This is a genomic window from Rhodococcus sp. 27YEA6, from assembly GCF_044908235.1.
Taxonomy (GTDB): Bacteria; Actinomycetota; Actinomycetes; order Mycobacteriales; family Mycobacteriaceae; genus Rhodococcus_F; species Rhodococcus_F qingshengii.
In genome coordinates, this window is record NZ_JBIYCY010000005.1 from 91,776 (window position 1) to 117,069 (window position 25,294).

Sequence of the window (25,294 nt, forward strand, 5' to 3'; positions counted from 1 at the left end):
CAGGTCCCACCAGTGTGCAGTCCCAGCGGTGTTCAGCTCCAGCAATAGTCGGCCAGCAGCGCGCGTGAGTCCGGAACGAACGGCCACGACGGGTCCTGCAGGTGGGCGCCGAGTTCGTTCGGCGTCCACCACCAACCTTCGGCGATCTCGCTGGGCTGATGTGCCATCGGCCCGTCGTATCTGAGTTCGAACGCAAACAGGTGACAGCGCAACGGAGAGTTGTTCCACTCGCCGTCCCAGGATTTTCGAGCGATCTCCGTCAGTTGGAGTGGCTGGTCTGCCGTTCCGAAGATTCCGAGTTCTTCACCGACTTCACGGATCGCAGTTTCCTGCGGCGTCTCACCTGGATCGACGACACCTCCGGCAAGACAGTCGTGATAGCCCCCGAACACCGCTTTCGTGTCGGTTCGGCGATGGACGTAGATGCGGGAGCCGTCCCCGGTACGAACCAGGACGCCCGCACTCGCGTGCCAGAGCCCACCCGAGTAGACGACGGAACGTGGTGCTCGGCCGATCGGATTACCCGTCCGGTCGTACACGGCGACTACCTCGTCCGCGGGATTCAGGTCTGCGGTGAGAGGTTGGTGCATTCCTCCAACTGTGCCACGCCTGTGGGTGCCGCGCCGCAATCACATAGGCTCTTGTGTCATGCAGCGGATCATCGGTGTCGAGGTCGAATACGGAATATCTTCACCCAGTGAGCCGTCGGCGAATCCGATTCTCACTTCAACCCAGGCGGTGCTTGCCTACGCCGCCGCAGCGGGCGTGCCACGGGCCAAGCGCACACGCTGGGATTACGAGGTCGAATCTCCGCTGCGAGATGCCCGAGGCTTCGATCTGGGGCGAATGAGCGGTCCCGCGCCGGTGATCGACGCGGACGAGATCGGCGCCGCGAACATGATTCTCACCAACGGGGCACGGTTGTACGTCGACCACGCACATCCGGAGTATTCGGCGCCCGAGGTCGCCGACCCGCTCGACGCCGTGATCTGGGACAAGGCCGGCGAACGCGTCATGGAAGCGGCTGCGCGGCACGCATCCAGCGTGCCGGGTGCGCCTCGGCTCCAGCTGTACAAGAACAACGTCGACGGCAAGGGTGCCTCGTACGGCACGCACGAGAACTACCTCTGCTCACGTGAGACCCCGTTCGCCTCGATAGTGACCGGATTGACGCCGTTTTTCGCGTCCCGGCAGGTGATCTGCGGTTCCGGTCGTGTGGGTATCGGGCAGTCCGGCGACGAGGCCGGATTCCAGCTTTCGCAGCGATCCGACTACATCGAGGTCGAAGTAGGCCTCGAGACCACTCTCAAGCGCGGAATCATCAACACCCGCGACGAACCGCACGCGGATGCGGACAAGTATCGCCGCCTGCACGTCATCATCGGTGACGCGAACCTCGCGGAGATGTCGACGTACCTCAAGGTTGGAACAACGGCGCTGGTACTCGACCTGATCGAGGCAGGTGTCGACCTCACCGATCTGCAACTGGCGCGTCCGGTCACGGCCGTCCACCACATCAGTCACGACCCCACTCTGCGCAAGACCGTTGCGCTGGCCGACGGACGTGAACTGACAGGGCTTGCGCTGCAACGCATTTACCTCGAACGTGTCTCGAAGTTCCTCGACCGTGAGACCGATCGTGATCCGCGAGCGGACGATATCGTCGCCAAGTGGGCGATGGTTCTCGATCTCCTCGAGCGCGATCCCATGGAGTGCGCGAACATCCTCGACTGGCCGGCCAAACTGCGTCTGCTCGAAGGGTTCCGCAATCGTGAGGGACTCGCGTGGTCGGCGCCGCGATTGCATCTGGTGGATCTGCAGTACTCCGACGTGCGACTCGACAAGGGCCTGTACAACCGCCTGGTTGCTCGCGGCTCCATGGAGCGGCTTGTCACCGAACAGCAGGTTCTCGACGCGGTCACGAACCCTCCCACCGACACTCGCGCATACTTCCGGGGCGAGTGCCTACGCCGATTCGGTGCCGATATCGCGGCCGCGAGCTGGGATTCGGTCATCTTCGATCTCGGCGGTGAATCGTTGATCCGTATCCCCACCCTCGAGCCGCTTCGAGGTACCAAAGCGCACGTCGGAGCGTTGCTCGACTCCGTGGACAGCGCCGCGGAACTGGTTGATCAGCTCACTCACTGAAATCAGCCGATGCGGCTCGCCGTCGCGTCTCTCCACACCTGTCGGTGCCGCTCGGTAGGGTGAAGGTCCGAGCGGGATCAGTTACCGACTCTGCTGGGCCGAACAGGATGCTCGCGAGAGCTCCCTTCACACAAGGAGGTCGACGGCGATGGCTCAAGAACAGACGCAGCGTGCCGGTGGCGGCGAAGACGACGAAACCACTGGTGGCGACGGCAGTGCCGGCCAGGAACGTCGCGAGAAGCTCGCTGCAGAAACCGACGACCTGCTCGACGAGATCGACGACGTGTTGGAAGAGAACGCCGAGGACTTCGTCCGTGCCTACGTCCAGAAGGGCGGCCAGTGACGGTGGATCGCGCGCCCCGGATCACAGACGGGGACACACGGTTGAGCTTCGGCTCGAATCTGTCGTCATTCTCGGAATACCTTCGGGTGCATGCACCGGAGCATCTTCCGCAGAACCGCTTCGCCGACACAGGAGGTGTTGTCATGGGCGGGGGAGACGTAGCTCCGCACGGCACCACCATCGTCGCGATCAGCTATGCGGGTGGTGTTCTGCTCGCGGGTGATCGCCGAGCGACGATGGGCAATCTCATCGCCAGCCGTGACGTGCAGAAGGTGTACGTCACGGACGACTACTCGGCTGCGGGTATTGCCGGTACGGCCGGGATCGCAATCGAACTGGTCCGGCTCTTCGCGGTCGAGCTCGAACATTACGAGAAGATCGAAGGCGTCCCACTCACGTTCGACGGCAAGGCCAATCGACTTTCGTCGATGGTTCGAGGAAATCTCGGAGCAGCGATGCAAGGTTTGGCGGTTGTGCCACTGCTCGTGGGTTACGACCTGGACGCGGTCGATCCGTCCACCGCCGGTCGCATCGTCTCCTACGACGTCGTCGGTGGGCGATACGAGGAGCGCGCGGGCTATCACGCAGTCGGATCCGGCTCCCTGTTCGCGAAATCGGCGCTCAAGAAGCTGTATTCACCGGGAATCGACGAGGACACCGCGCTTCGGTTCGCCGTCGAGGCGCTCTACGACGCGGCAGATGACGATTCGGCTACCGGTGGTCCTGATCTGACACGAGGGATCTATCCGACGGCGGTCACCATCACCTCGGCCGGCGCTGTGGAGTTGTTGCCCACCAGGGCTGCCGAGATCGCCAGGGAGATCGTCGCGGCTCGCACGGCGACCGCGAGTCCGGAAGGGGAGTCTGCGCTATGACGATGCCGTATTACGCATCAGCCGAACAGATCATGCGCGATCGTTCGGAATTGGCGCGCAAGGGAATTGCCCGCGGGCGCAGCGTCGTCGTTCTCACCTACCGCGACGGAGTGCTCTTTGTCGCCGAGAATCCGTCGCGTGCTCTGCACAAGGTCAGCGAACTGTACGACCGTCTCGGATTCGCGGCAGTGGGCAAGTACAACGAGTTCGAGAATCTGCGCCGCGCGGGCATCGTCCACGCAGACATGCGTGGGTACTCGTACGACCGTCGGGACGTCACCGGGCGTTCGCTCGCCAATGCGTACGCACAAACCCTGGGAACGATCTTCACCGAGCAGCCCAAGCCGTACGAGGTCGAGATCTGTGTTGCCGAGATCGGTCGCTTCGGAAGCAGTACGCCGGCTCAGCTCTACCGGATCACGTACGACGGATCCATCGCGGACGAGCAGGAATTCGTGGTCATGGGCGGCACGACCGAACCGATCGTGACGGCGATGCGCGAGTCGTACCAGCGAGACCTCGACCTCGAATCCGCAGTGCGGATTGCAGTCGGGGCGCTCCAAAAGGGCGGCCCGGCACCGGCCGGAACCACTGAGGCGGAACCACGAACTCTCGATGTGAGTGCACTCGAGGTTGCCGTACTCGACAGCAATCGTCCACGCCGTGCGTTCAAACGGATCGCTGGAACGGTTTTGGAAGAGATGCTTCCAGCTCCGGCAGCAGTCGAGGATGCGCCGCCGGCAAACGGCGACGCACCCTCGTAGATACTCCGTAGGTCGGGGAGTTACTGCAGGTCTGGAGTTACTGAGTGACTCGGTAGACGGCCACCGCGCCCGGTTCGGTGTCGAAATCGAACCGGCGCGCGTCTGCCACCACTTCACCGTCGGTGGCGATGGCTACCGGTGAATCGGCGACTCGGACCGACATCGACGAGACGAGTTCGCGAACGTAGACCCGCGAGCTGCCCAATGTTCCTGTGGCAGCCGCAAACAGCAGACGTGAGCGCGAGAATTTCTTGTCCGCGCGCAGATAGCGGACGTCGAGTAGTCCACGGTTCATCTCCGGACGCGACATCGGCACCTGATCGGCGGGGGAGTATCGCCCGTTTCCGACGAACAGCATCCAGATTGTGGTCCGCTTCCCGTCGATGGTCACCGTCATCGGCTCCGCCGCTGCGAGAACCCGGATCATCGCGGCTCCTGCGGCCGGCCACTTACCGAAACGCGGTTCCCATTTTTCCCTCAGGCGCACAGCATCCGGGTATCCACCGAGGCTGGCTGTGTTGAGAAACCGTGCAGTCACTCCGGAATCCGTGCGCACCACCGCGTGGTCGACGAATGCCGCCTGACCGGACTCGACTGCCTGTGCGGTCTCCTCGACATTCACCGCCCCGACGTCGCGGGCGAAATGGTTCAATGTTCCGCCGGGAAAAACCGCAAGTGGTAGCTCGTGCTTTGTCGCCGCGGTCGCGACCGTGACCACTGTTCCGTCGCCGCCGCATACACCCAACGCTTTCGGCGAGAGCTCGGGGATCTTGGCATCGATCTGCATGTCGAAGTCGATGTCCGCGTCGAACTCGTAGACGATCGCCGCAGGTAGTAGTTCTCGAATCGATTCCACGATCCCGTCGTCCTCGGAGCCTGAACCAGGATTGGTGAAGACCAACAAGCCTTCTCCGCGCGGGAGCGCGGGAACCACGCACTCGGGTCCGAGTTCGGCGGGCTCTTCGTCGCGTACCGCCCACCAACGACGCGTGCCGGCAGCGATAGCACCGCCGACCGCGAGGCCTGCGAAGACGTCGGACGGCCAGTGGACTCCGTTGTGAACGCGTGAGTACGCCACTGCTGCGGCCAGTGGTGCGAGAGCAGCTCCAGCAACCGGGGACTCCATGGCCACTGCCGCGGTGAATGCCGCGGCCGAAGACGAATGTCCAGAGGGGAACGAGGACGACGTCGGAATGTCGACGCCTCGCTTCGGGCTCAGCCAGACGCGTGCCGGTGGGCGTCGGCGGGGAAAGAGGGGCTTGAGTATGCCGTTGGCCAGCGCGCTGGAACCGGCCAGTGCGAGCAGCCCGCGTGCTGCTGCCCTACGGGGCCGCCCGCCGATCATCGCGAGCAAGGCGGCGACAACCATCCACAAAACGCCGTGATCGGCGGCTCTGGAGAGAAACCGCATGGTCGGGTCGAGCACGGAAGGGCGCAGTGCTCCAGTGCTTTCCATGACTTTGACGTCGCTTCGGACAACTTTTCGGCGAATAAGGCTCACACCGTCACACTATGCTGCCGCCCGACGTTGTCGAGTCGTGACTTACGACGCGATCGAAGTACACGGGTGAACCTCGCATTCTGGTTGTACTGTCGAAGTGTGCAGAGACGAATCATGGGTATCGAGACGGAATTCGGCGTTACCTGCACCTTTCACGGGCACAGGAGACTGAGCCCCGACGAGGTTGCTCGTTACCTCTTCCGTCGTGTCGTGTCGTGGGGTCGCAGCTCCAACGTCTTCCTCCGTAACGGAGCTCGCTTGTACCTGGATGTGGGTTCGCACCCGGAGTACGCGACGGCCGAGTGCGACAGCCTCATCCAGCTGGTCAATCACGACCGTGCCGGTGAGCGTGTACTCGAAGAACTGCTGATCGACGCCGAGGCGAGACTCGCCGAGGAGGGTATTGGTGGCGACATCTATCTCTTCAAGAACAACACCGACTCGGCCGGAAACTCGTACGGCTGCCACGAGAACTTTCTCGTCGCGCGCGCCGGTGAGTTCTCCCGCATTTCGGATGTCTTGTTGCCGTTCCTCGTCACGCGCCAGTTGATCTGCGGCGCCGGAAAGGTACTGCAGACTCCGAAGGCCGCGACGTTCTGCCTCTCGCAGCGCGCGGAACACATCTGGGAGGGCGTCTCGTCGGCTACGACTCGCTCGCGTCCGATCATCAACACCCGCGACGAACCGCACGCGGACGCCGAGAAGTACCGCCGCCTGCACGTGATCGTCGGCGATTCGAACATGGCCGAAACGACGACGATGCTCAAGGTCGGTTCTGCCGCACTGGTGCTCGAGATGATCGAAGCCGGGGTGTCGTTCCGCGATTTCGCGCTGGACAACCCGATTCGTGCCATCCGCGAGGTCAGTCACGACGTGACCGGTAAAAAGCCGGTTCGCCTTGCTGGTGGACGTCAGGCCAGTGCCCTCGATATTCAACGCGAATACCACGCCAAGGCAGTCGAACATCTGCGTAACCGCGAACCGGACCCGCAGGTGGAGCAGGTAGTCGACCTGTGGGGTCGCACCCTCGATGCCGTCGAAGCTCAGGATTTTGCGAAGGTCGACACGGAGATCGACTGGGTCATCAAGCGCAAGCTGTTCCAGCGCTACCAGGACCGTCACGGTTTCGACCTGTCCGATCCCAAGATCGCGCAGCTCGACTTGGCTTACCACGACATCAAACGCGGCCGGGGCGTCTTCGACGTTCTCCAGCGCAAGGGCTTGGTCAAGCGGGTCACCGAGGACGAGACGATCGACGACGCCGTCGAGAATCCGCCGCAGACCACGCGCGCCAAATTGCGGGGCGACTTCATCACCGCAGCCCAGGCAGCAGGCCGGGACTTCACAGTCGACTGGGTTCACCTCAAGCTCAACGATCAGGCACAGAGAACGGTGCTGTGCAAGGACCCGTTCCGCTCCGTCGACGAGCGTGTCGAGCGTTTGATCGCTTCGATGTAGGTCACCCAATTTCACGATTTACAACACAGCAGGTCTGTTTTGCGGCGACGCGCCGGGCACGAAAGTGTCCGGCGCGCGTTCGGTTATCGGATAGCCACTAGGATTTCGGCGTGGCGACATCAAAAATCGAGCGGTTGATGAACCTGGTGATCGCGTTGCTGTCCACCAGACAGTTCCTCACGGCGGAGAAAATCCGTGACAGTGTGGCCGGGTACAACGATTCCGCGAACTACGAAGCGTTCAGTCGCATGTTCGAGCGCGACAAGAACGAACTTCGTGACCTGGGTGTCCCGTTGGAAACCGGTCTGGCAGGACGGTTCTCGACCGTCGAGGGGTATCGGATCAATCGCAATGCCTACGAGCTTCCGGACGTGGACCTCACCAGCGAGGAATCTGCTGCAGTCGCCGTCGCGGTGCAGTTGTGGGAGTCGCCGGAACTGATTTCGGCAGCCCAGAGTGCACTACTCAAACTCCGAGCGGCCGGCGTCCAGGTCGACTCAGAAGTCAGTGCCGCCCCGGTCACCGCGATTCCCGCGCGCACCCGCGGTTCGGAGCCCGCGCTCGGCAAGCTTCTTGCAGCGGTCGACGCCGGCCGAGCAGTTCATTTTCAGCACCGCGGCGCATTGAACGAGCCGTTCACCGAACGCACCGTCGAGCCGTGGGGCGTCGTCACGCACAACGGCAAGTGGTACCTGGTCGGGCACGACGTCGACCGTGATGCGGTGAGGACCTTCCGGCTCTCACGGATCGGTGACGACGTCAGGGAGTTCGGCCCGGCCGGTTCGGTTCACAAACCTGAAGGTGTCGACCTTCGCGAGGTCGTCGATCGCGTGACCGGTTCGGGCGTCGTGACCGGGACGGCTACGGTATGGGTCGCAGACGGCCGCGCCCATGAGCTTCGGCGGCTTGCGACGTCGTCGTCCGAACGGCGGTTGACCGATCGCGACGGCAGCGTGCTGGCCATCCCCGTTCGATCCTGGGAATGGACCGCTCGGTTGATCGCCGGTCACGGGTTGGACGCATTGGTGCTGGACCCACCGGATTTGCGTGCTGAGGTCGTCGCGAAGCTGCGCGCCGCCGCGGCGAGCCCGATCACCGGCCATGGACAGGGGGAAAACAGATGAGCAATCGACTGTCGTCGCGGTTGGCACGGCTGCTCAACCTCGTGCCGTACTTCATCGCGAATCCTGGCATCAGTCCCGCCGAGGCCGCCGAGGAGCTCGGTGTCAGCACCACTCAACTGATGACCGACCTCAATCAACTGTGGGTGTGCGGACTGCCCGGTTACGGTCCCGGTGATCTCATCGACCTGTCCTTCTCCGAGGAAAGTATCGAGGTCACGTTCTCGGCCGGGATCGATCGCCCGTTGCGCCTCACCTCGACGGAGGCGACGGCGTTGTTGATCGCCCTGCGGTCCTTGGTGGAAATGCCGGGCATGGTCGATCCGTCCTCGGCGCAGCGTGCCATCGCGAAGATCGAGGACGCAGCAGGCTCGGCCGCGGCACGAGCCATCGGTCAGGACCGGGACACATCGCCTGCGCCGGATATCGCCGAAGACCCGATAGCCGCGACGGTCAGAGCCGCGCTCGCAGACAAGACCGCCCTGCGATTGACGTATTACTCGGCCTCGCGTGACGCGGTCTCCGAGCGCATCGTCGACCCCGTTCGTATCGTGTTGGTCGACAACTACAGCTACCTCCAGGCGTGGTGCCGTCAAGCCGAGGGCGTGCGGTTGTTCAGATTCGATCGGATCGACGCCGCCGTCCAACTCGACGAGCCCGCCGACCCGCCGCCGCAGGCCCTCGAGGAGGATTCGAATCTCGAATTGTTCAGCGGCGACGGTTCCCTTCCGGAAGCGCGGTTGTTCATCACCAAAGAGTGGGTGTGGATGCTCGACTACTACCCGTTGGACGTCTTGCACGTGAACGACGACGGGTCGGTCGAGGCGACGATGAGTTTCGGAACACTTGAATGGATGGCAAGGCTGGTGTTGGGATTCGGTGAGGGCGTTCGGGTCCTTCATCCGCCGGAACTGGTCTCCGAAGTCCATGATCGAGCCGTTGCGGCGCTCGACGCCTATGACGTAATCGGTTCGTAAAACTTCGGGAAACTTCACGTTCAGTGAGTTCGCAGGAAACAAACAGGTAAAAGGTAGCTGAAGTAAGTGCTTTGGCACCTCCGAGCGCCGGTTGTGTCCGGTAGCATCGAGGAATCTGATCATGGGAGGTCGTTATGGGTGCAATGCAGCCGATGCATTGGCTGATTGTCGCTGTTGTCGTCGTAATTCTGTTCGGGTCGAAGAAGCTTCCCGATGCAGCACGCGGTCTGGGTCGTTCCCTCCGCATCTTCAAGAGCGAAGTCAAGGAAATGCAGAACGACGATGCGGCGCCCGCAAGCGCGCCGGTCGCACAGCCTGCTCCGGCACAGTTGCCGACGGCCAACACCGCGGTGGTCGCAAACGGTGCAGCAGCACCTGTTGCGCAGCCGACCGAAGTCAAGCCGCTCTAGTACACACTGCGTTCTAGCCGGGGTGAAATATTCGTTCACCCCGGTTGTCTGCTGACCAAGACCAGGATGCACAGTGCGTATTCCGTTAGACCCGCGTAACCGCAAGCGGAAGGTCAACCCAGACGGCACCATGTCGTTGGTCGACCACCTGTACGAATTGCGGACTCGTTTGTTGTTCGCATTCCTCGGCGTGATCATCACCACGGCGTTCGGCTTCTTCTGGTATTCACACTCGATACTCGGTCTCGAAAGTCTGGGCGATCTGCTTCGCGGACCGTACTGTGAGCTTCCGTCCGAGAGTCGCGCCAACCTCAGCACCGACGACGCGTGCCGATTGCTGGCGACCGGGCCGTTCGAGCAGTTCATGCTGCGATTCAAAGTGGCGCTCACCGCCGGCATCGTTCTTGCCTGCCCGGTGTGGCTTTACCAATTGTGGGCATTCATCACCCCGGGCCTCTACGCCAAAGAGCGTCGCTACGCGGTCGGATTCGTCACCGCAGGTGCCGCTCTCTTCATTCTCGGCGCAATCCTGGCGTACCTCGTCGTGGCGAAGGCTTTGCACTTCCTCCTGACCATCGGTGACAACGTCCAGATCACCGCGCTCAGTGGTTCGGAGTACTTCGGCTTCATCATCAATCTGCTGCTCATCTTCGGCGTCAGCTTCGAAATCCCACTGCTCGTCGTCGTGTTGAACTTTGCCGGCATTCTGACGTACGAGCGTTTGAAGGCCTGGCGTCGAGGATTGATCTTCGGGCTCTTCGTATTCGCTGCAGTTGCCACGCCAGGGTCGGATCCGTTCTCGATGTTGGCGCTCGCGCTGGCTCTGACGCTTCTCTTCGAGGTCGCGGTCCAGATCGCTCGCCTCAACGACAAACGTAAGGCCAAACGCGCCGGTGAAGACTGGGGCGCACTGTCCGACGAGGAAGCTTCCTCCATCTCGGCTCCGTCCGATCTGAACGAGGCTTTCGACAATCCGACCAAACCCAAGGCCGAATCGAGTGGATTGTTCGGACGTAAGTCCAAGTCCAAGGCTCCGGTCGCGGAGAAATCCGACACCGCCGGCGACAACGCGCCCGGCCAGGATTTCACTGACACTCTCTGAGCGCCGTGCCACCACGTCGGCGGCGTGTGAAACCCTGACGAGGTGGTTATGAACAAGAGTGAACTGAGCACGTTCGCGTCCAGCCTGAAGTTCGAACTCGATCCATTCCAGGTGAAGGCATGCGTTGCGCTCGAAGCGGGCCACGGCGTCCTTGTCTGCGCGCCGACCGGTGCAGGCAAGACCGTGGTCGGCGAGTTCGCTGTCCACCTGGCTCTGGCGGCGGGCCGCAAGTGTTTCTACACGACGCCGATCAAAGCGTTGAGCAATCAGAAGTACGCCGAACTCGTCGAGCGGTACGGCCCCAGCGAAGTCGGTCTGCTGACGGGTGATTCGAGTATCAACTCCGACGCACCGGTGGTCGTCATGACCACCGAAGTCCTGCGGAACATGCTCTACGCCAACTCCGAGGCACTGCGCGGACTTTCGCACGTCGTCATGGACGAAGTGCATTACCTGGCCGACCGGTTCCGTGGGGCGGTGTGGGAGGAAGTGATCCTGCACCTGTCCGAGGACGTACGCCTGGTGAGTTTGTCGGCGACCGTGAGCAATGCCGAAGAATTCGGTGCCTGGATGGAAACCGTCCGCGGCGACACCACTGTGGTCGTGGACGAGACTCGGCCGATCCCGCTGTGGCAGCACATCATGGTCGGTAGGCGAATCTTCGATCTCTTCGACAGTCGTAGTCATCCTGCTGCCGGGCCGAAGACCGTGCTCGTCGACCAGGATCTGGTTCGCCACGTCAAGCAGCGTCAGGCTCTCGAACGCGTCGAGAGCTGGCAGCCGCGTGGCCGCGGACGACGCGGCAGCTACCAGAGTTCCAACGATTTCCGGCCCTTGCCACGACCTGACGTCATCGCTCAGCTCGATCAGTCCGGACTGCTCCCGGCCATCACTTTCATCTTCAGCCGCGCCGGTTGTGATGCGGCTCTTGCACAGTGCCTGCGGTCCAGACTGGATCTCACTTCGCCGGAGCAGGTCCGCGAGATCGACACCATCATCGAGAAACACACCGGGGAACTACCCGAAGAGGATCTCGAAGTTCTCGGATATCGGGACTGGTGCAAGGCACTACGACGCGGACTGGCATCTCACCATGCCGGCATGCTGCCGGCATTCCGCCAGACAGTCGAGGAACTGTTCGTCAAGGGTCTCGTGCGGGCGGTCTTCGCGACCGAGACACTGGCCCTCGGCATCAACATGCCGGCACGCACGGTGGTGCTCGAACGTCTGGTCAAGTACAACGGTGAATCGCACGCCGAACTGACGCCGGGGGAGTACACGCAGCTGACGGGTCGGGCCGGCCGACGCGGCATCGACGTCGAAGGCCACGCTGTGGTCCTGTGGCAGCCCGGGGTCGAGCCGACGGATGTCGCCGGTTTGGCGTCGACACGGACGTTCCCGCTCCGCAGTTCGTTCCGCCCCTCGTACAACATGTCGATCAATCTCGTCGAACGCATGGGCGCGGCGGATTCACGGAAGCTGCTCGAACGTTCCTTCGCGCAGTTCCAAGCGGATCGCTCGGTGGTCGGTCTGGTGCGTGGCATCGAGCGGAACGAAGAAGCACTGAAGGGTTTGCAGGAGAAACTCGGCGGTGCGGACGGCGAATACTTCGAATACGCGTCGTTGCGTGAGCGGCTCAGTGCGCGCGAGCGCGCGCTCGAACGTAAGGGCCGCGAAGACCGACGCGGAGATGCGGTGGAGTCCCTCCGTGCACTCGCCCGCGGTGACGTGATCGCAATTCCCATCGGTCGTCATTCCGGGGTGGCAGTGGTCCTCGTCCCGGACAACGATCCGAAGGACCCGCGTCCGCTGGTTCTGACGGCCGACCAGTGGGCCGGCCGACTCTCCTCGGGTGATTTCCCGGAAGCAGCCGACGTTCTGGGAAAGATGCGACTGCCCAAGCATGTCGATCACCACACCGCCCGGATCCGGCGCGATCTGGCCTCGGCGTTGCGTAGTACCGGGATCAGTGCCCCCCGGCGAAAGAAGCGCCACAAGGCGGGCGCATCCGAAGATGCCGAGGTCGCTACTTTGCGACGTGCTATTCGCTCGCATCCGTGCCACAGCTGGCCCGATCGTGAACATCTGAGCCGGATCGGTGAGCGCTACAACCGGCTGGCCAGGGAAACGCAGTCGATGAGGGAAAAGGCTGCGGCCACCACCAACTCGTTGGCTCGGACGTTCGACCGCATCATTGCGCTACTCAAAGAGCGTGAGTACATGACTGCCGAAGCAGCGCCCGAAGTCACCGAATCCGGACGACGACTCAGCCGCATCTACTCGGAAAGCGACCTTCTGGTCGCCGAATGCCTGCGGACCGGGGCGTGGACAGGTCTCAGCCCGGCCGAGCTGGCGGCCGTCGTGTCCTCGGTGGTCTACGAATCACGTCGGGACGGGGACACCGTGGATCGGGTGCCGACAGCGGCGCTTCGTCACGCCCTCAACGACACTCAACGATTGTGGAGCGAGCTGCGGTCGGACGAGATTCGCCACAAGCTGCCGCCGACGCGGGAACCGGATCTCGGATTCGTCACTGCCGTTTATCACTGGGCGAGCGAGAACTCGCTTGTCGACGCACTGATCGCGGCCGGAGTGCAGGGTCGTGCGCTGTCTGCGGGTGACTTTGTACGTTGGTGTCGTCAGGTGATCGATCTCCTCGATCAGGTCCGCCTGACTTCGACGGATGCCGACGTCGCGAAGACTGCGGCGCGGGCGGTAGCTGCAATTCGTCGCGGGGTAGTTGCTGTCGACGCAGCATGACCGCAACTATGTGGTTTGATTCGCAGACTGGTATTTCGAGTGGGAGGCGAACATGAGCGGGCCTTACGGACCGAACGATCCGAATCGGCAATGGGGTCCTGGTGATCAGCAGCAGCCGAACGAGCAGCAGTGGGGGCAGAATCCTCAGCAGCCGGGCGGACAACAGCAGCCTGGTCAGCAGCCCGGCCAGCAACAGCCGTGGGGTCAGCCTGGTCAAACACCGCAGCCCGGTCAGCAGCCCGGCCAGCAACAGCCGTGGGGACAACCTGCCTACGGCCAGCCGGGTGGTCAGCCTGCGTACGGTCAGCCGCAACAGCCTGGACAAGGACAACCCGGCCAGCAACAGCCGTGGGGACAACCCCAGCAACAACCTCCCGCACAGCCGTGGGGTCAGCCCGGGCAACAGCAGTCACCTGACGCAACCCAGGCGTGGGGTCAGCCTCCGGCTGCCGCACCGCAGCAGGCGTGGGGCGCCACGGCCCCCGGGCAGACTCCGGGACAGCAGAACCAGTGGAACCAGGCTCAGCCGTTCCCGAGTCCCGGTGCGCCCGGAAACCAGTCGGGTAAGTCGAAGAAGCCCCTGATCTTCGGTGCGATCGGCGTTCTCGTCGTTCTTGCCGCTGTCGTGGTGGCCCTGGTGTTCGGAGTCTTCGGCAAGAACACACTCGATCAGAGCGCGGCTCAGGCCGGCGTCGAGAAGATCGTCACCGAGTCCTACGGGGCGAAGAACGTGAGCAACGTTCAGTGCCCCGCGGACCAGGAAGTCAAGTCAGGCAACAAGTTCACCTGCACGCTTTCGATCGCGGGTGTGAAGTCGAACGTGACCGTGACGTTTGTCGACGACAACGGCACGTACGAGGTCAGCCGCCCGAGCTGACGCCCTATTGGTCGGAACGGCTTGCCGCCGCAGCCTCGAGCGCGGCGGCAAGCCGGCCGGCCGAGCGCTCGATGTTCAGCGAGGCCGCCACTTCCTCGAGGCGTGCGGGATCGACGGGGGTCGCCGGGAGTCGGTCGTCCTTCGAGAACTGAACGTCCGCGTCGCGAACCACTCGTACGACCGGCAACGCAGCATCAAGGTAAGCCATTGCCTCAGGTGAGGTCAGTTTTGCGCGAATCCCCTTGGCCATATCCGATTCAGGATCAGCTGCGGCCGCCCGAAGTCCGGCCAACGAGCCGTAACGGAGCATCAGTGTCGACGCAGTCTTCTCACCGACACCCTTGATGCCGGGTAGACCGTCGGAGGCGTCTCCGCGCAGTACCGCGAGTTCGGCGTAAGCCTCGCCCGCACGGTCACCGGGTACTCCGTATTTCTCCGCAACCTCGACCGGTCCGAAGAGTTCCGCCTTGGACAGGCCACGGCCCACGTACAGGACACGGACGGGCACGTACTCGTCTGTGACGACCTGCAGTAGGTCTCGGTCACCACTGACGACGACGGTGAGATCTTCGCGCTCGGTGGCGGCAAGCGTTCCCAGTACGTCGTCGGCTTCGAGTCCGACTGCACCCGCCGTCGCGATACCCGCTGCAGCGAGCACGTCCATGATCATGTCGACCTGAGGCGTCAACGTGTCCGGAACTTCTTCGGACGCACCGTCAGAGCCTTCCTCGACGCGATGTGCTTTGTACGTCGGAACGGCGTCGACGCGGAACTGCGGTCGCCAGTCCAAGTCCAGGCACACCGCGAGACGACTCGGCTGGTGTTTGGTGATCAGGGAAGCAACCATGTCGGTGAATCCGCGCACCGCGTTGACAGGTCTTCCGTCGGGATCGACGAATGACTCGGGCAGTGCGTAGAACGCACGAAACCACAGGCTGGCACCGTCGAGGAGAAGCAATGGCCCACTCATGGTCACCATCCTGCCAGTCGGCACTAACCTGTAAGCCATGACGTCTCCAGCCGAACAGGATTCCCGATTCTCCAGCGCCGTGTACGGCGCACGTATCGCTCGTGCCGCCGAGTTGGCTCGATCAGCAGGTCTCGACGGTCTGGTGGTGACTCCCGGTCCGGATCTGCGGTACCTGACGGGTTCTCGGGCTGACTCGTTCGAGCGCTTGACCGCGTTGGTCATCGCCGCGGACACGGCGAAGGCATCCGTCGTACTTCCTCGGTTGGAGTTGGCGTCGCTGAAGGAATCGGCAGTGGGCGATCTCGGGTTGACCGTCCTCGACTGGGTCGACGGTGTCGACCCGTATGCGATTGTGGCGGCGCAACTCCCGACCGGCGCGAAGGTGGCGGTGACGGATGCTATGCCTGCGCTGCATCTGATCCCGCTCGCAGACACCTTGGGCGCGTTGCCGATTCTCGCCACCGGCGTCTTGCGCGAATTGCGGATGGTCAAGGACGGCGCCGAGATCGAGGCGTTGCGGCGAGCCGGTGCGGCCATCGACCGTGTTCACGCCCGCATGGCCGAGTTCTTGGTCGTCGGACGTACGGAAGCTGAAGTAGGCGAAGCGATTTCGGCGGCGATTCTCGAAGAGGGGCACACCGAGGCCGCGTTCGTGATTGTCGGTTCGGGCCCGCACGGCGCCGATCCGCATCACGAGGTTTCGGACCGGGTGATCGAGAGCGGCGATATCGTGGTCATCGACATCGGCGGACCGGTCGAGCCCGGATACAACTCGGACTCCACTCGCACGTACAGCATGGGGCAGCCGTCCGCGGAGGTTGCCGCACAGTTCGCGGTACTCGAGGCGGCGCAGCAGGCTGCGGTCGATTCGGTGCGGCCAGGAATCTCCGCAGAATCCGTGGACGTTGCAGCCCGCGAAGTGCTTGCCGCACAAGGGCTTGCAGAGGTATTCGTTCACCGCACCGGTCACGGTATCGGGCTGTCCGTGCACGAGGAGCCGTACATCGTCGAGGGCAACACCATCGAACTCGTCGAAGGTATGGCCTTCAGCATCGAACCGGGAATCTACTTCCGCGGCAGTTGGGGTGCCCGTATCGAGGACATCGTCGTCGTGACCGCCGACGGTTGCGAGTCGTTCAACAACCGTCCGCACGGCCTGACTGTCCTCGCCTGATCAGCTTTTCTTGAACGCAGCGGACCCGAGTATGCGTGTGACGTCGATTTCGATGACCACGCGCGCGGGATTGACCCGTGGCTGGCGGTACCGCTCGGCATAGCGCCGAACGGCGTCGGCCACGGAGTCCGCGTCGGTGAGCACGCGTGCCGGCCCCTCGAGCGTGAGCCAGCGGCCACCGTCGACCGAACTGACGGCGGCGTATCCGCCACGCGCTGCGTTGATCGCCTTCTGTGAGCCACCGCTGGTGATCACGCGCGCCTTTCCGGCTTCCTGGTCCCAGGTGAACCCGACGGCAACGACGTGTGGGGTGCCGTTCGGACGCAACGTCGTGAGTGTCGCGAGGTGGTATTCACCGACGAACTTCAGCCCGTCTTCGGTGAGAGTCTGCTGTGACGATGGCGTGTTGGAGGGGGTGAGCGTCATGCCACGACGGTAATCCAGGACACTGGAGCGGTGACTGCGGGTGCGAACGTGAATGACATCGAGACGGTACTGCTCCTCGGCGGACGAAGTGAGATCGGCCTCGAGATCGCGGTCAGGCTCGCGCCAGGCCGCAACATCGTTCTGGCTGCCAGACGCAGCGGAGAGCTGTCGGAGCAGGAGCAGATGCTCAAAAACGCCGGCGCTGTCGACGTCTCCACCGTCGAGTTCGACGCCGACGCCGTCGACACGCACGGAGACCTCCTGGGCGCCGTAGTGGCCGAGCACGGCCGGATTTCGATTGCAGTGCTGGCCTTCGGGATTCTCGGCGATCAGGCGCGTGCCGAAACCGACGCGGCGCACGCGGTCGCGGTGGTGCACACCGACTACGTGGCTCAGGTCAGCATCCTCACGCATCTCGCGGAGATCATGCGCGGACAGGGAACCGGAAAGATCGTGGTGTTCTCGTCCGTCGCCGGCGTCCGGGTTCGCCGCGCCAACTACGTCTACGGGAGCGCAAAGGCCGGCTTGGACGGTTTTGCCAGCGGCCTCGGCGACGCGCTGCACGGTTCGGGCGTCCAATTGATGCTGGTACGGCCCGGGTTCGTCATCGGCAAGATGACCGAGGGAATGTCGCCTGCCCCTATGTCGAGCACTCCGTCGCAGGTCGCGGACGCCGTCGTGCGGGGACTGAACTCCGGGGCGACGCGTGTGTGGGTACCGCGAATTCTGCAGCCGGTGTTCTTCGTCATGCGGCTTCTGCCTCAGACGATCTGGCGCCGGATGCCGCGATGACCACACACCCGGTGGTGATCGTCGGCATCGGCGCCGACGGCTGGGATGGGCTGTCCGAGAGCGCAAAGGGCGCAATCCTGGGCGCGGAGGTCCTGATGGGGTCGCCGCGCCAATTGGACTTGGTCCCGGCGACACATCTCGGGGCACGGCGTGCGCCCACCAGGCTGACCTGGCCGTCTCCGATGATTCCGGCGTTGCCGTCGATGTTCGCCGAGAACGCGGACCGCAGAGTATGCGTGCTCGCCAGCGGTGACCCGATGTTCCACGGTCTCGGTGTCACATTGGTCAGGCTGCTCGGCGCGGACAACGTGCGAGTGATCTCCCACCCGTCGTCGGCGGCGTTGGCGAGCGCGCGAATGGGATGGGCATCGGCCGAGATCGACGTCGTGAGCCTGGTCAACCGAGACTCCGCGACAGTATTGGCTTCCGTGACTGACGGTGCGCGACTGCTGGTGTTGAGCAACGGGCGCTCGACACCGGGGGAGGTGGCACGTCTGTTGTCCGGCGCGGGCTTCGGTCGATCGATCGTGACCGTGCTGGCCCAGCTGGGCGGGGCCGGGGAATCGCGGACCGTCACGGTCGCAGACGAGTGGGATCACGCGGACGAGGACGTGGACGCGTTGAACGTTCTGGCCGTCGAGTGCATCGCGGCCGACCCTCTCTTGCGGCTGACTCGAATCCCGGGGCTACCGGATGCTGCTTTTGTCGGCGACGGTCAGATGACCAAGCAGGAGATCCGTGCGTTGACGTTGTGCGCGCTTGCCCCGGCGCCGGGAGAACACCTCTGGGACGTGGGCGGTGGGTCGGGAACCGTCGCCATCGAGTGGATGCGAACTCACCCACGTTGCACTGCAACAATATTCGAGAAGGTGGCGAGCCGCGTGTCGCAGATCGGTGCCAATGCACTCAATCTCGGCGTGCCCGCGTTGAACGTGAAAGGGGCCGCGCCGGAGGCGTTTGCGGACGAAACTCGACGTCCCGATGCGGTGTTCGTCGGCGGCGGCGTCACGCAACCGGGAATGCTCGAAGCGTGCTGGGAGCAGTTGAGCGTGGGTGGTCGTCTGGTCGCGAACGCCGTGACCGCCGAGTCCGAATCGTTGCTGCTCGGCTGGATGAGTCGCCATGGTGGGACGCTTCGACGCTTTCAGGTGCAGCGCGCCGAGTCGTTGGGAACGTTCAACGTTTGGCGACCGCAACTTCCGGTGGTCCAATGGTCCGTCACAAAACGTCAGCCGTCTGCAGGCGCAGACACAGATACGCCGGAGGAATCCACACAATGACCGTTCATTTCATCGGTGCGGGTCCCGGTGCGGCAGATTTGATCACTGTCCGCGCGCAACGGATCATCGCTGCGAGCCCTGTGTGCTTGTACGCAGGCAGCCTTGTTCCAGCGGAGTTGCTCGAGTGGTGCCCGGTCGGAGCTCAGGTCGTGGACACTGCTCGGCTGAGCCTGGACGAGATCACCGCGATTCTTGTCGAAGCGGATTCCGCTGGGCTGGACGTCGCGCGTTTGCATTCCGGTGATCCGTCGATCTTCAGTGCAGTGGCAGAGCAAGCTCGTCGCCTGGACGCCGCAGGAGTCGATTTCGACATGATTCCCGGTGTTCCTGCATTTACCGCGGCTGCAGCCGCGCTGGGGCGCGAGCTGACTGTCCCAGGTGTCTCGCAGACCATTGTTCTCACCCGAGTCTCCACCTTGTCGACGGCAATGCCGGAGGGCGAGGATCTGCGGTCCCTCGGCCGCAGCGGCGCGACGATGGTGATTCACCTCGGCGCTCATCGCATCGAACAGATCGCATCCGAGTTGGCCGACAATTACGGCGAGGACTGCCCGGTCGCGGTGGTCGCCTTCGCCTCACGGCCCGAGGAGATCGTTGTTCGAGGCACTTTGAAGACGATCGTCGAACTTGTTCATGCGGCCGGCATCACGAAGACGGCCGTCGTGATCGTCGGCCGAGTGTTGACTGCGGAGGGGTTTCCGGACAGCTACCTCTACTCGGCAGCGCGCGAGAGAAGCACACACTGACCTCGACAGGTACTCGTCGCCGCGTACTCCTGCTCGGCGGCACAGGCGAAGGTCGAGTGATCGCTTCTCGCTTGGCCGGTTCAGCCGACCTCGAGGTTGTCACATCGCTGGCCGGCCGGGTTCGTGATCCTCGATGGCCGGAGGGGGAAGTGCGTATCGGCGGGTTCGGGGGAGCCGAAGGGCTGTCGGAGTGGTTGTCGGCCAATGATATTCGTGCAGTGCTCGACGCCACGCATCCGTTTGCCGCTCGCATCACCCAGAATGCGTTCGAAGCGTGCCTTGCGAATTCCGTGCCGTACGCCATGTACCGACGCCCGCCCTGGCGCGAGCAACTCGGTGACACTTGGCTTCCGGCACACGATCTCGATCACGCCGCAGAGTTGGTGCCGACGGTCGGCTCACGCGCTTTTCTGACGATCGGGAGGCAAGGAGTTTCGGCGTTCGACCGCGTGAAGAGCGTCTCGTTTCTCGTGCGCTCGATCGATCCGCCTTCAGGGACATTGCCGCCTCACGCGCAATTGCTGCTCGCACGTGGTCCATTCGACATCGAAGCGGAAGTCGATCTGATGCGAACTCACAGCATCGACGTCGTGATCACCAAGAACAGTGGCGGCGAGCAGACGTACGCAAAGATCGCCGCAGCCAGGCAATTGTCGATCCCGGTGATCGTCGTCGAACGACCACCGATCCCGGCGACCGTCCCGGCATTCGATACCGAAGCCGAGGCGATGGACTGGCTCACGGCTTTCGGTCGTGGAACGGCGCTGTGAGGCCGACATCGCGTTCGCTTCAGGTTCGTCTAAGGTTCCGTGACCATACTGGAGGGATGTTGGGATTTTTCGACGCCGCACTGCGGGACCGCGCATGAGAGTGTCGGTTCCCGGAATGAGCCGTCGAAAACCATCGGGAATTCACGTGCGGACGCTCCATGCTCGCGTGAAATTGCTGACTGCAGGCCTGGTGGCGATCGCGGTGATCGTGTCGGCGTCGGCGGTGTACATAGTGTTCAACGCGTATTTGCAAGGCAACGTCGATCGGCAACTCGAGCGCACGAGTGACGCGATCACCGATACCGTCAATTTCGGCGGTGTCACACCGGTTCTGGGATTGACGGCCGGCGCGGATACAGCGGTCATCCAGGCGGTGGGGCTTCTTACTGCCGACGGCGCCTTGGTGACGGCGACTCCCGGTCTGCCGCCGTTCAGCACCAGCGCAGACGCCATCAGGTCGATCGCAGACGGCAATTCGTCGCAGACAATCGCGACCGTTGATGCGTATCGAATTCTGGTCGAGCCCTCGGTTGCGGGCCAGACTTTGGTTGTCGCGCAATCCCTGGGGCCGACGCGTTCGGTACTCAAGCGACTGGCAGTGGTGTTGGCGGCACTCGGGGCGGCCGGAATCGCCCTAGCTTACGCGGCCGGAGATGCTGTGGCACGCACAGGATTACGGCCGATCGCGCGACTTACTGCGGCGACGCGGCGGGTCGCCGAAACGGATGATCTTGCGCCGATCCCGGTGACCGGTGACGACGAGTTGGCGTCGTTGACAGTCAGTTTCAATCGGATGCTCGGGACGTTGTCGGAATCGCGGGCACGCCAGAGAAGTCTGATCACCGAAGCGGGCCAGGACCTTCTGGCTCCTTTGACTGCACTTCGCACCAATATCGAGTTGTTGATGTCTTTCGATACCAAGTCCGGCGCGATTTCCGAGGCGGATGCAACGCAGTTGCGTGAGGAAATCACCGACCAGATGATGGAGTTGACGCTCCTCGTCGGAGAGTTGGTGGACCGTGCGCGGGTTGACGAAAGCACGTTGGGGAGAGGAGATTCCCTCTAAATCGGACGTCTGACCAGCGACTTTGTTGCATTCGTAATTGAAGCAATGGAAGGAGCGCTGGTAATGTGGGGCAATTGTGAAGTTTTTGGGTATAGCTGGAATGTGGCGCGAACCGTGGGGTTTGCTGGGCGGGGGCCTTTGGAGGACGAGAGGGATTCAGTGGTCAAGCAAGCACGCGCCGAGCTGACTCGGCAGCAAATCGTTGCCGGCGCGGCCGCGCAGTTCGAGAAGACTGGTTACGGCAGCACCAGCATGGCCGACATAGTCTCGGGGGCCGGTACTACCAAGGGCGCGTTGTATTTCCATTTCGCGTCGAAGGACGAGCTCGCGCAGTTCATCATTGCCGAACAGCATCGGCTCTCGATCGAGTCGGTGCAGGCGATTTCCGCGACGGGCAAGGACCCGTTGGAACAGATGATCATGCTCACGCACGAAATGGCACGCCAGATTGTCGACGAGCCGATCGTTCGCGCGGGCATTCGCCTCACGCTGGAACTGAGCACGTACGAGGGGCCGGTGGAACCGTACGCCGAATGGATCTCGGCAATCACCGATCTCACCGCCAGAGCTCAGGCGGAAGGTGAAATCCGAAAATCGGTCAGCGCAGAATCGTTCGGCAGGTTCATGCCCTCGGCATTCACGGGGGTACAGCTGGTTTCGAACGTTCTCACCCGACGCTCGGATCTTCCGGATCGTGTCGACGAGATGTGGCAGATCCTGCTTCCGGGGATCGTCAGCGACGAACTTTCCGGTGACATCGAGCGCCTCGTCAAGTCGCGGTGGACTCCGGCGGCGGCGTAGCCTGCGGGACATGGCCGTCACGCGGATAGTTTCGGATCTGTCGAGTAGCTCGCTCGAGGCCGCGCAGCGCTTCTACACCGAAGTGCTGGGCCTCGAAGTTGTCATGGATCACGGGTGGATCGTGACGTTGGCTTCGCCGACGGATCCGTCATTGCAGATCAGCGTCATGACACACGACGCTCATGCGCCCGTAGTACCGGACGTCTCCGTCGAGGTGGATGATCTCGACGCGGCGTACGAGGCCGCGGTGCAGCGCGGCGATACCATCGTCTATCCCGTCACCGAGGAGCCGTGGGGGGTCCGCAGGTTCTTCGCTTCTGACCCGGACGGCCACGTGATCAACATCCTCAGCCACCGACGCGAGCAATGATGGCGTCCCGCCCGGGCGGGCTGACGTACCTCGAGGTGGGCGCAACGTCAGGCGTTCTCCCCGCCGGCTATCACCACGTTCACGAGAGCGCGACGGTCGGATCCGGACGGGAGGATTTCGAGGTTGCCGCTCGAACCGTCGCGAATTGGGGAATGCACCGCGGAGCCGGACTGGCCGTACGGACGGCAGCCCTGACCGCCGTGGCGGGTCAGGATGCGACTTTCGGACTTGGTCCGGTGACTATCCCCGTTCGGATCGTCTATGTCGTAGACGAACCCAATCGCAAGGGCTTCGCGTACGGAACCCGCGCGGGCCACCCCGAATGCGGGGAGGAATTGTTTGTCGTCCAGTTCGACGAGGCCAGCCAAGCGGTTCGTATCGAGATCGTTGCGTTCTCCAAGCCCGGAACGTGGTGGGTGCGTCTCGGCGCTCCGATCGGACGTCGAGTACAGGCGTTTGTCACGCGCCGCTACATCCGTGCCGTCCGCGAGAGCGTCGCCCGATCGCGGGTATGACCGCTGCCGGGCGCGCTGGAAAAATGATTGGACGAGCTTCGGTTCGGGTTGATAGCTTGTGCGAGACCGTGACAACACGCCAGGAGGTGAGACCCATGAACGCAGTAACCATATGGGTGCTCCCACTCGTGTTCACGGATCGGCGATTGACGTAGGTGTCGCCGGGAGCGCCTCGAGTAGGCAATCCCGAAAGGTAACACCATGCAATCCAATTCTCCGACCATCGAATTCACTTCCGAGACAACGTCGAACGGTGTCATTGAACGCCATTTCGTTGTAGACGACATCACCGGCGTGCTCTGGTCACTCGCGTCCGGATCTGTCGAATCACCCCTTCTGCTGTCCGGGCACTCCGGCGGCATGCACAAGAAGGCACCAGGACTGGTTGCCAGCGCACTCCACAGCGTGAGCTCCCACGGGTTCACAGTCGCCGCGATCGACGCGCCCGGACACGGCGACCGGCCGCGCAACGCGCAGGACGAACACTGGGTCGAGGCGATCCACCAGGCCCGGGCGGCTCACGAGCCGATCGCCCCGATCGTCGTCGAGTACAACCGGTCGCTGGCGGAGCGTGCAGTGCCGGAATGGCAGGCGACCATCGACGCTCTGCAAACGCTGCCCGACGTCGACGCCGACGCTCCGATCGGCTTCGGCGGCGTGTCGCTAGGGGTCGTGACCGGGCTGATGTTGGCCCCGGTCGAATCCAGGATCGCTGCCGTGAGCTTCGGTGGAGTTTTTGTGGACGACTCCCTCATCGAAGCGGCACGAAAGCTCACGGCCCCAGTGGAGTACCGGATCCCTTGGGACGACAAGGATTACGACCGCACGTCAGGGGTAGCGTTGTTCGATGCCTTCGGCTCGACGGAGAAGACGCTGCACGCCTACTCGGGCAGGCACTATCCGGTGCCCGACTACGAGCGCGACAGTTCGGCTCGGTTCTTCGCCCGCCACCTCGGCGGGAGCGCCGGCGCTCCCATGAGCTGACGTGAAACACGTATCGGCGTCCGGCCTGTGTCGGACGCCGATACGATCTCGACCAGGTTTCGTTTCTCAGCAAGACCCGAAGTAGTGGCGTCACCGAATCCTGCATCGATTTGACCGAAGCTTTTCAGATGATCATTTTTGTGGCGCTCGCGATGGTGGCGATTTCGATCCTTCGCTCGCTAGTAGCCGTCCAGCTTGGCCATTTTTGCTGAGGCGCTCGATGGCGACATATGTCCTTACGGTCCGCCGGGCGGAAAGAACTTGTTCGTGATCCAGTTCGATGCTTCGATCTCGTCGAGGGTTGTCCGGAGACTTCGGTGGCTAATGCTCGTGCTGTGCCGAGTGTCCGGTCAATACCGAACATCGAACAAGACTGGAAACTTTCTCGTGTCCGACCTGAGGCGACGACATGTCTTTCAACCGCGCATGTCCAGCCATGCGTCGACTAACCGTCCGATACCTGACCTGGGGGCGGTACTTGAGTGGGCCGATATCGCACGGCGACTGCACCCGACTGGAACTCGTTGCGATCGACGAGCTCGAGCTGGATGCGCTTGCGCAGACCGGCGAGCAACGTCGGTCCGTGTCCGGCAAGGACCGGTTGCACAACGAACTCGTACTCGTCGATCAGTCCCAGGTCTGCCAATGCCAGGGGGAGTGTCACGCCGCCAACCCACAGACCTTCGCCGGGCTGCTCCTTGAGCCGTTGAATCGCTGACCCCAAGTCGCCTTGCACGAGTTCGGCATTCCAATCGACCCCGCTCAGCGTGCTCGACACGACGTACTTCTTAGCCCGGTCCATTGCCTCGGCGAACGGGATCTCCCACTCGTCCATCCAGTCAGGCCACGCCCCCGTTGCGGGCCGCCGCCACGCCGACTCCATCATCTCGTAGGTCACCCGGCCGAACAGCAAAGCATCGGCTCGTTCCATCTGAGCGGTCCAGTAGCGCATCGACTCCTCGTCGGGTGGAAGCCCCGCCTCGTGATGGCAGCAGCCGTCGAGGGTGACGTTGATCGAGTATCGAAGTGGTCTCATCTCGTTGTTCTCCCCTGATACGCGCAGA

Annotated in this window: 26 protein-coding genes; 21 read left to right on the forward strand and 5 right to left on the reverse strand. The window is 63.1% G+C overall.

Annotated elements, in window-relative coordinates; all coding sequences use genetic code 11:
* Window positions 1–32: 32 nt before the first annotated feature.
* Window positions 33–590: an NUDIX domain-containing protein gene (locus ABH939_RS15440; protein ID WP_003944781.1), complete on the reverse strand. Its 558-nt coding sequence runs from the start codon at window positions 588–590 to the stop codon at window positions 33–35.
* A gap of 58 nt (window positions 591–648) precedes the next feature.
* Here ABH939_RS15440 and dop point away from each other — a divergent pair, with 58 nt between their 5' ends.
* The 4 genes from dop (at window position 649) to prcA (ending at window position 4,130) form a co-directional block, all read left to right on the forward strand.
* A complete protein-coding gene (gene dop / locus ABH939_RS15445; protein ID WP_404649781.1) occupies window positions 649–2,148 on the forward strand; it encodes a depupylase/deamidase Dop in 1,500 nt (499 codons plus the stop codon).
* Window positions 2,149–2,296: 148 nt separating this feature from the next.
* Complete coding sequence (locus ABH939_RS15450; RefSeq protein ID WP_003944925.1) at window positions 2,297–2,491, forward strand: ubiquitin-like protein Pup; 195 nt, start codon at window positions 2,297–2,299, stop codon at window positions 2,489–2,491.
* Entirely contained in the window at window positions 2,488–3,366 is an 879-nt protein-coding gene (gene prcB / locus ABH939_RS15455; RefSeq protein ID WP_058038807.1) for a proteasome subunit beta, read from the forward strand. The genes ABH939_RS15450 and prcB overlap by 4 nt, the downstream gene beginning before the upstream one ends.
* On the forward strand, window positions 3,363–4,130 hold the full coding sequence (prcA, locus tag ABH939_RS15460; RefSeq protein WP_003945006.1) for a proteasome subunit alpha: 768 nt from the start codon (window positions 3,363–3,365) through the stop codon (window positions 4,128–4,130). Before prcB ends, prcA begins: the two co-directional genes overlap by 4 nt.
* 37 nt (window positions 4,131–4,167) lie before the next feature.
* Here prcA and ABH939_RS15465 read toward each other — a convergent pair whose 3' ends face one another.
* Complete coding sequence (locus ABH939_RS15465) at window positions 4,168–5,586, reverse strand: bifunctional phosphatase PAP2/diacylglycerol kinase family protein (RefSeq protein ID WP_172827081.1); 1,419 nt, start codon at window positions 5,584–5,586, stop codon at window positions 4,168–4,170.
* 144 nt (window positions 5,587–5,730) lie between these two features.
* Between ABH939_RS15465 and pafA the strand changes: the two genes are divergently transcribed.
* From pafA to ABH939_RS15500, 7 genes are all read left to right on the forward strand, one after another.
* The gene (gene pafA / locus ABH939_RS15470; RefSeq protein WP_007729869.1) at window positions 5,731–7,089 is read left to right on the forward strand and encodes a Pup--protein ligase; all 1,359 of its coding nucleotides are present in this window, start codon (window positions 5,731–5,733) and stop codon (window positions 7,087–7,089) included.
* Between the two features lie 110 nt (window positions 7,090–7,199).
* Window positions 7,200–8,213 carry a YafY family protein gene (locus ABH939_RS15475; RefSeq protein ID WP_063316384.1) on the forward strand — a complete coding sequence of 338 codons (1,014 nt, stop codon included), beginning with the start codon at window positions 7,200–7,202 and terminating at the stop codon, window positions 8,211–8,213.
* The gene (locus tag ABH939_RS15480; RefSeq protein ID WP_404649782.1) at window positions 8,210–9,187 is read left to right on the forward strand and encodes a helix-turn-helix transcriptional regulator; all 978 of its coding nucleotides are present in this window, start codon (window positions 8,210–8,212) and stop codon (window positions 9,185–9,187) included. Before ABH939_RS15475 ends, ABH939_RS15480 begins: the two co-directional genes overlap by 4 nt.
* A gap of 134 nt (window positions 9,188–9,321) precedes the next feature.
* A complete protein-coding gene (gene tatA / locus ABH939_RS15485) occupies window positions 9,322–9,597 on the forward strand; it encodes a Sec-independent protein translocase subunit TatA (RefSeq protein WP_003944836.1) in 276 nt (91 codons plus the stop codon).
* A 73-nt stretch (window positions 9,598–9,670) separates the two neighbouring features.
* A complete protein-coding gene (tatC, locus tag ABH939_RS15490) occupies window positions 9,671–10,699 on the forward strand; it encodes a twin-arginine translocase subunit TatC (RefSeq protein ID WP_003945030.1) in 1,029 nt (342 codons plus the stop codon).
* A gap of 48 nt (window positions 10,700–10,747) precedes the next feature.
* Window positions 10,748–13,459, forward strand: a complete 2,712-nt coding sequence (locus ABH939_RS15495; protein ID WP_404649783.1) for a DEAD/DEAH box helicase — start codon at window positions 10,748–10,750, stop codon at window positions 13,457–13,459.
* A 52-nt stretch (window positions 13,460–13,511) separates the two neighbouring features.
* The gene (locus ABH939_RS15500; RefSeq protein WP_003944884.1) at window positions 13,512–14,336 is read left to right on the forward strand and encodes a DUF4333 domain-containing protein; all 825 of its coding nucleotides are present in this window, start codon (window positions 13,512–13,514) and stop codon (window positions 14,334–14,336) included.
* Between the two features lie 4 nt (window positions 14,337–14,340).
* On the opposite strand, the gene ABH939_RS15505 is transcribed toward ABH939_RS15500, so the two are convergent.
* Complete coding sequence (locus ABH939_RS15505; RefSeq protein ID WP_058038861.1) at window positions 14,341–15,306, reverse strand: 5'-3' exonuclease; 966 nt, start codon at window positions 15,304–15,306, stop codon at window positions 14,341–14,343.
* A gap of 37 nt (window positions 15,307–15,343) precedes the next feature.
* Here ABH939_RS15505 and ABH939_RS15510 point away from each other — a divergent pair, with 37 nt between their 5' ends.
* The gene (locus tag ABH939_RS15510; protein ID WP_058038804.1) at window positions 15,344–16,480 is read left to right on the forward strand and encodes a Xaa-Pro peptidase family protein; all 1,137 of its coding nucleotides are present in this window, start codon (window positions 15,344–15,346) and stop codon (window positions 16,478–16,480) included.
* Here the strand turns inward: ABH939_RS15510 and ABH939_RS15515 are convergent, their stop codons facing one another.
* On the reverse strand, window positions 16,481–16,906 hold the full coding sequence (locus ABH939_RS15515; RefSeq protein ID WP_058038803.1) for a PPOX class F420-dependent oxidoreductase: 426 nt from the start codon (window positions 16,904–16,906) through the stop codon (window positions 16,481–16,483).
* Between the two features lie 30 nt (window positions 16,907–16,936).
* Between ABH939_RS15515 and ABH939_RS15520 the strand changes: the two genes are divergently transcribed.
* The 9 genes from ABH939_RS15520 (at window position 16,937) to ABH939_RS15560 (ending at window position 24,230) form a co-directional block, all read left to right on the forward strand.
* Complete coding sequence (locus ABH939_RS15520; protein ID WP_051649467.1) at window positions 16,937–17,698, forward strand: SDR family NAD(P)-dependent oxidoreductase; 762 nt, start codon at window positions 16,937–16,939, stop codon at window positions 17,696–17,698.
* Window positions 17,695–18,978: a precorrin-6y C5,15-methyltransferase (decarboxylating) subunit CbiE gene (cbiE, locus tag ABH939_RS15525; RefSeq protein ID WP_312639157.1), complete on the forward strand. Its 1,284-nt coding sequence runs from the start codon at window positions 17,695–17,697 to the stop codon at window positions 18,976–18,978. Before ABH939_RS15520 ends, cbiE begins: the two co-directional genes overlap by 4 nt.
* Complete coding sequence (cobM, locus tag ABH939_RS15530) at window positions 18,975–19,724, forward strand: precorrin-4 C(11)-methyltransferase (protein ID WP_003944967.1); 750 nt, start codon at window positions 18,975–18,977, stop codon at window positions 19,722–19,724. The genes cbiE and cobM overlap by 4 nt, the downstream gene beginning before the upstream one ends.
* Window positions 19,721–20,494 carry a cobalt-precorrin-6A reductase gene (locus ABH939_RS15535; protein WP_050655277.1) on the forward strand — a complete coding sequence of 258 codons (774 nt, stop codon included), beginning with the start codon at window positions 19,721–19,723 and terminating at the stop codon, window positions 20,492–20,494. Before cobM ends, ABH939_RS15535 begins: the two co-directional genes overlap by 4 nt.
* A 166-nt stretch (window positions 20,495–20,660) precedes the next feature.
* Complete coding sequence (locus ABH939_RS15540; protein WP_225320034.1) at window positions 20,661–21,560, forward strand: HAMP domain-containing protein; 900 nt, start codon at window positions 20,661–20,663, stop codon at window positions 21,558–21,560.
* Between the two features lie 159 nt (window positions 21,561–21,719).
* Window positions 21,720–22,361, forward strand: a complete 642-nt coding sequence (locus tag ABH939_RS15545; protein WP_019748499.1) for a ScbR family autoregulator-binding transcription factor — start codon at window positions 21,720–21,722, stop codon at window positions 22,359–22,361.
* 10 nt (window positions 22,362–22,371) lie between these two features.
* On the forward strand, window positions 22,372–22,731 hold the full coding sequence (locus ABH939_RS15550) for a VOC family protein (RefSeq protein ID WP_047270531.1): 360 nt from the start codon (window positions 22,372–22,374) through the stop codon (window positions 22,729–22,731).
* Window positions 22,731–23,246 (forward strand): DUF1990 family protein, encoded by a 516-nt coding sequence (locus ABH939_RS15555; RefSeq protein ID WP_210378462.1) that lies wholly within the window; start codon window positions 22,731–22,733, stop codon window positions 23,244–23,246. Before ABH939_RS15550 ends, ABH939_RS15555 begins: the two co-directional genes overlap by 1 nt.
* A gap of 201 nt (window positions 23,247–23,447) precedes the next feature.
* Window positions 23,448–24,230, forward strand: coding sequence for an alpha/beta hydrolase (locus ABH939_RS15560; RefSeq protein WP_099698324.1), 783 nt, complete (start codon window positions 23,448–23,450; stop codon window positions 24,228–24,230).
* 445 nt (window positions 24,231–24,675) lie between these two features.
* Here the strand turns inward: ABH939_RS15560 and ABH939_RS15565 are convergent, their stop codons facing one another.
* Complete coding sequence (locus ABH939_RS15565; protein WP_099698325.1) at window positions 24,676–25,266, reverse strand: dihydrofolate reductase family protein; 591 nt, start codon at window positions 25,264–25,266, stop codon at window positions 24,676–24,678.
* Window positions 25,267–25,294: the final 28 nt, after the last annotated feature.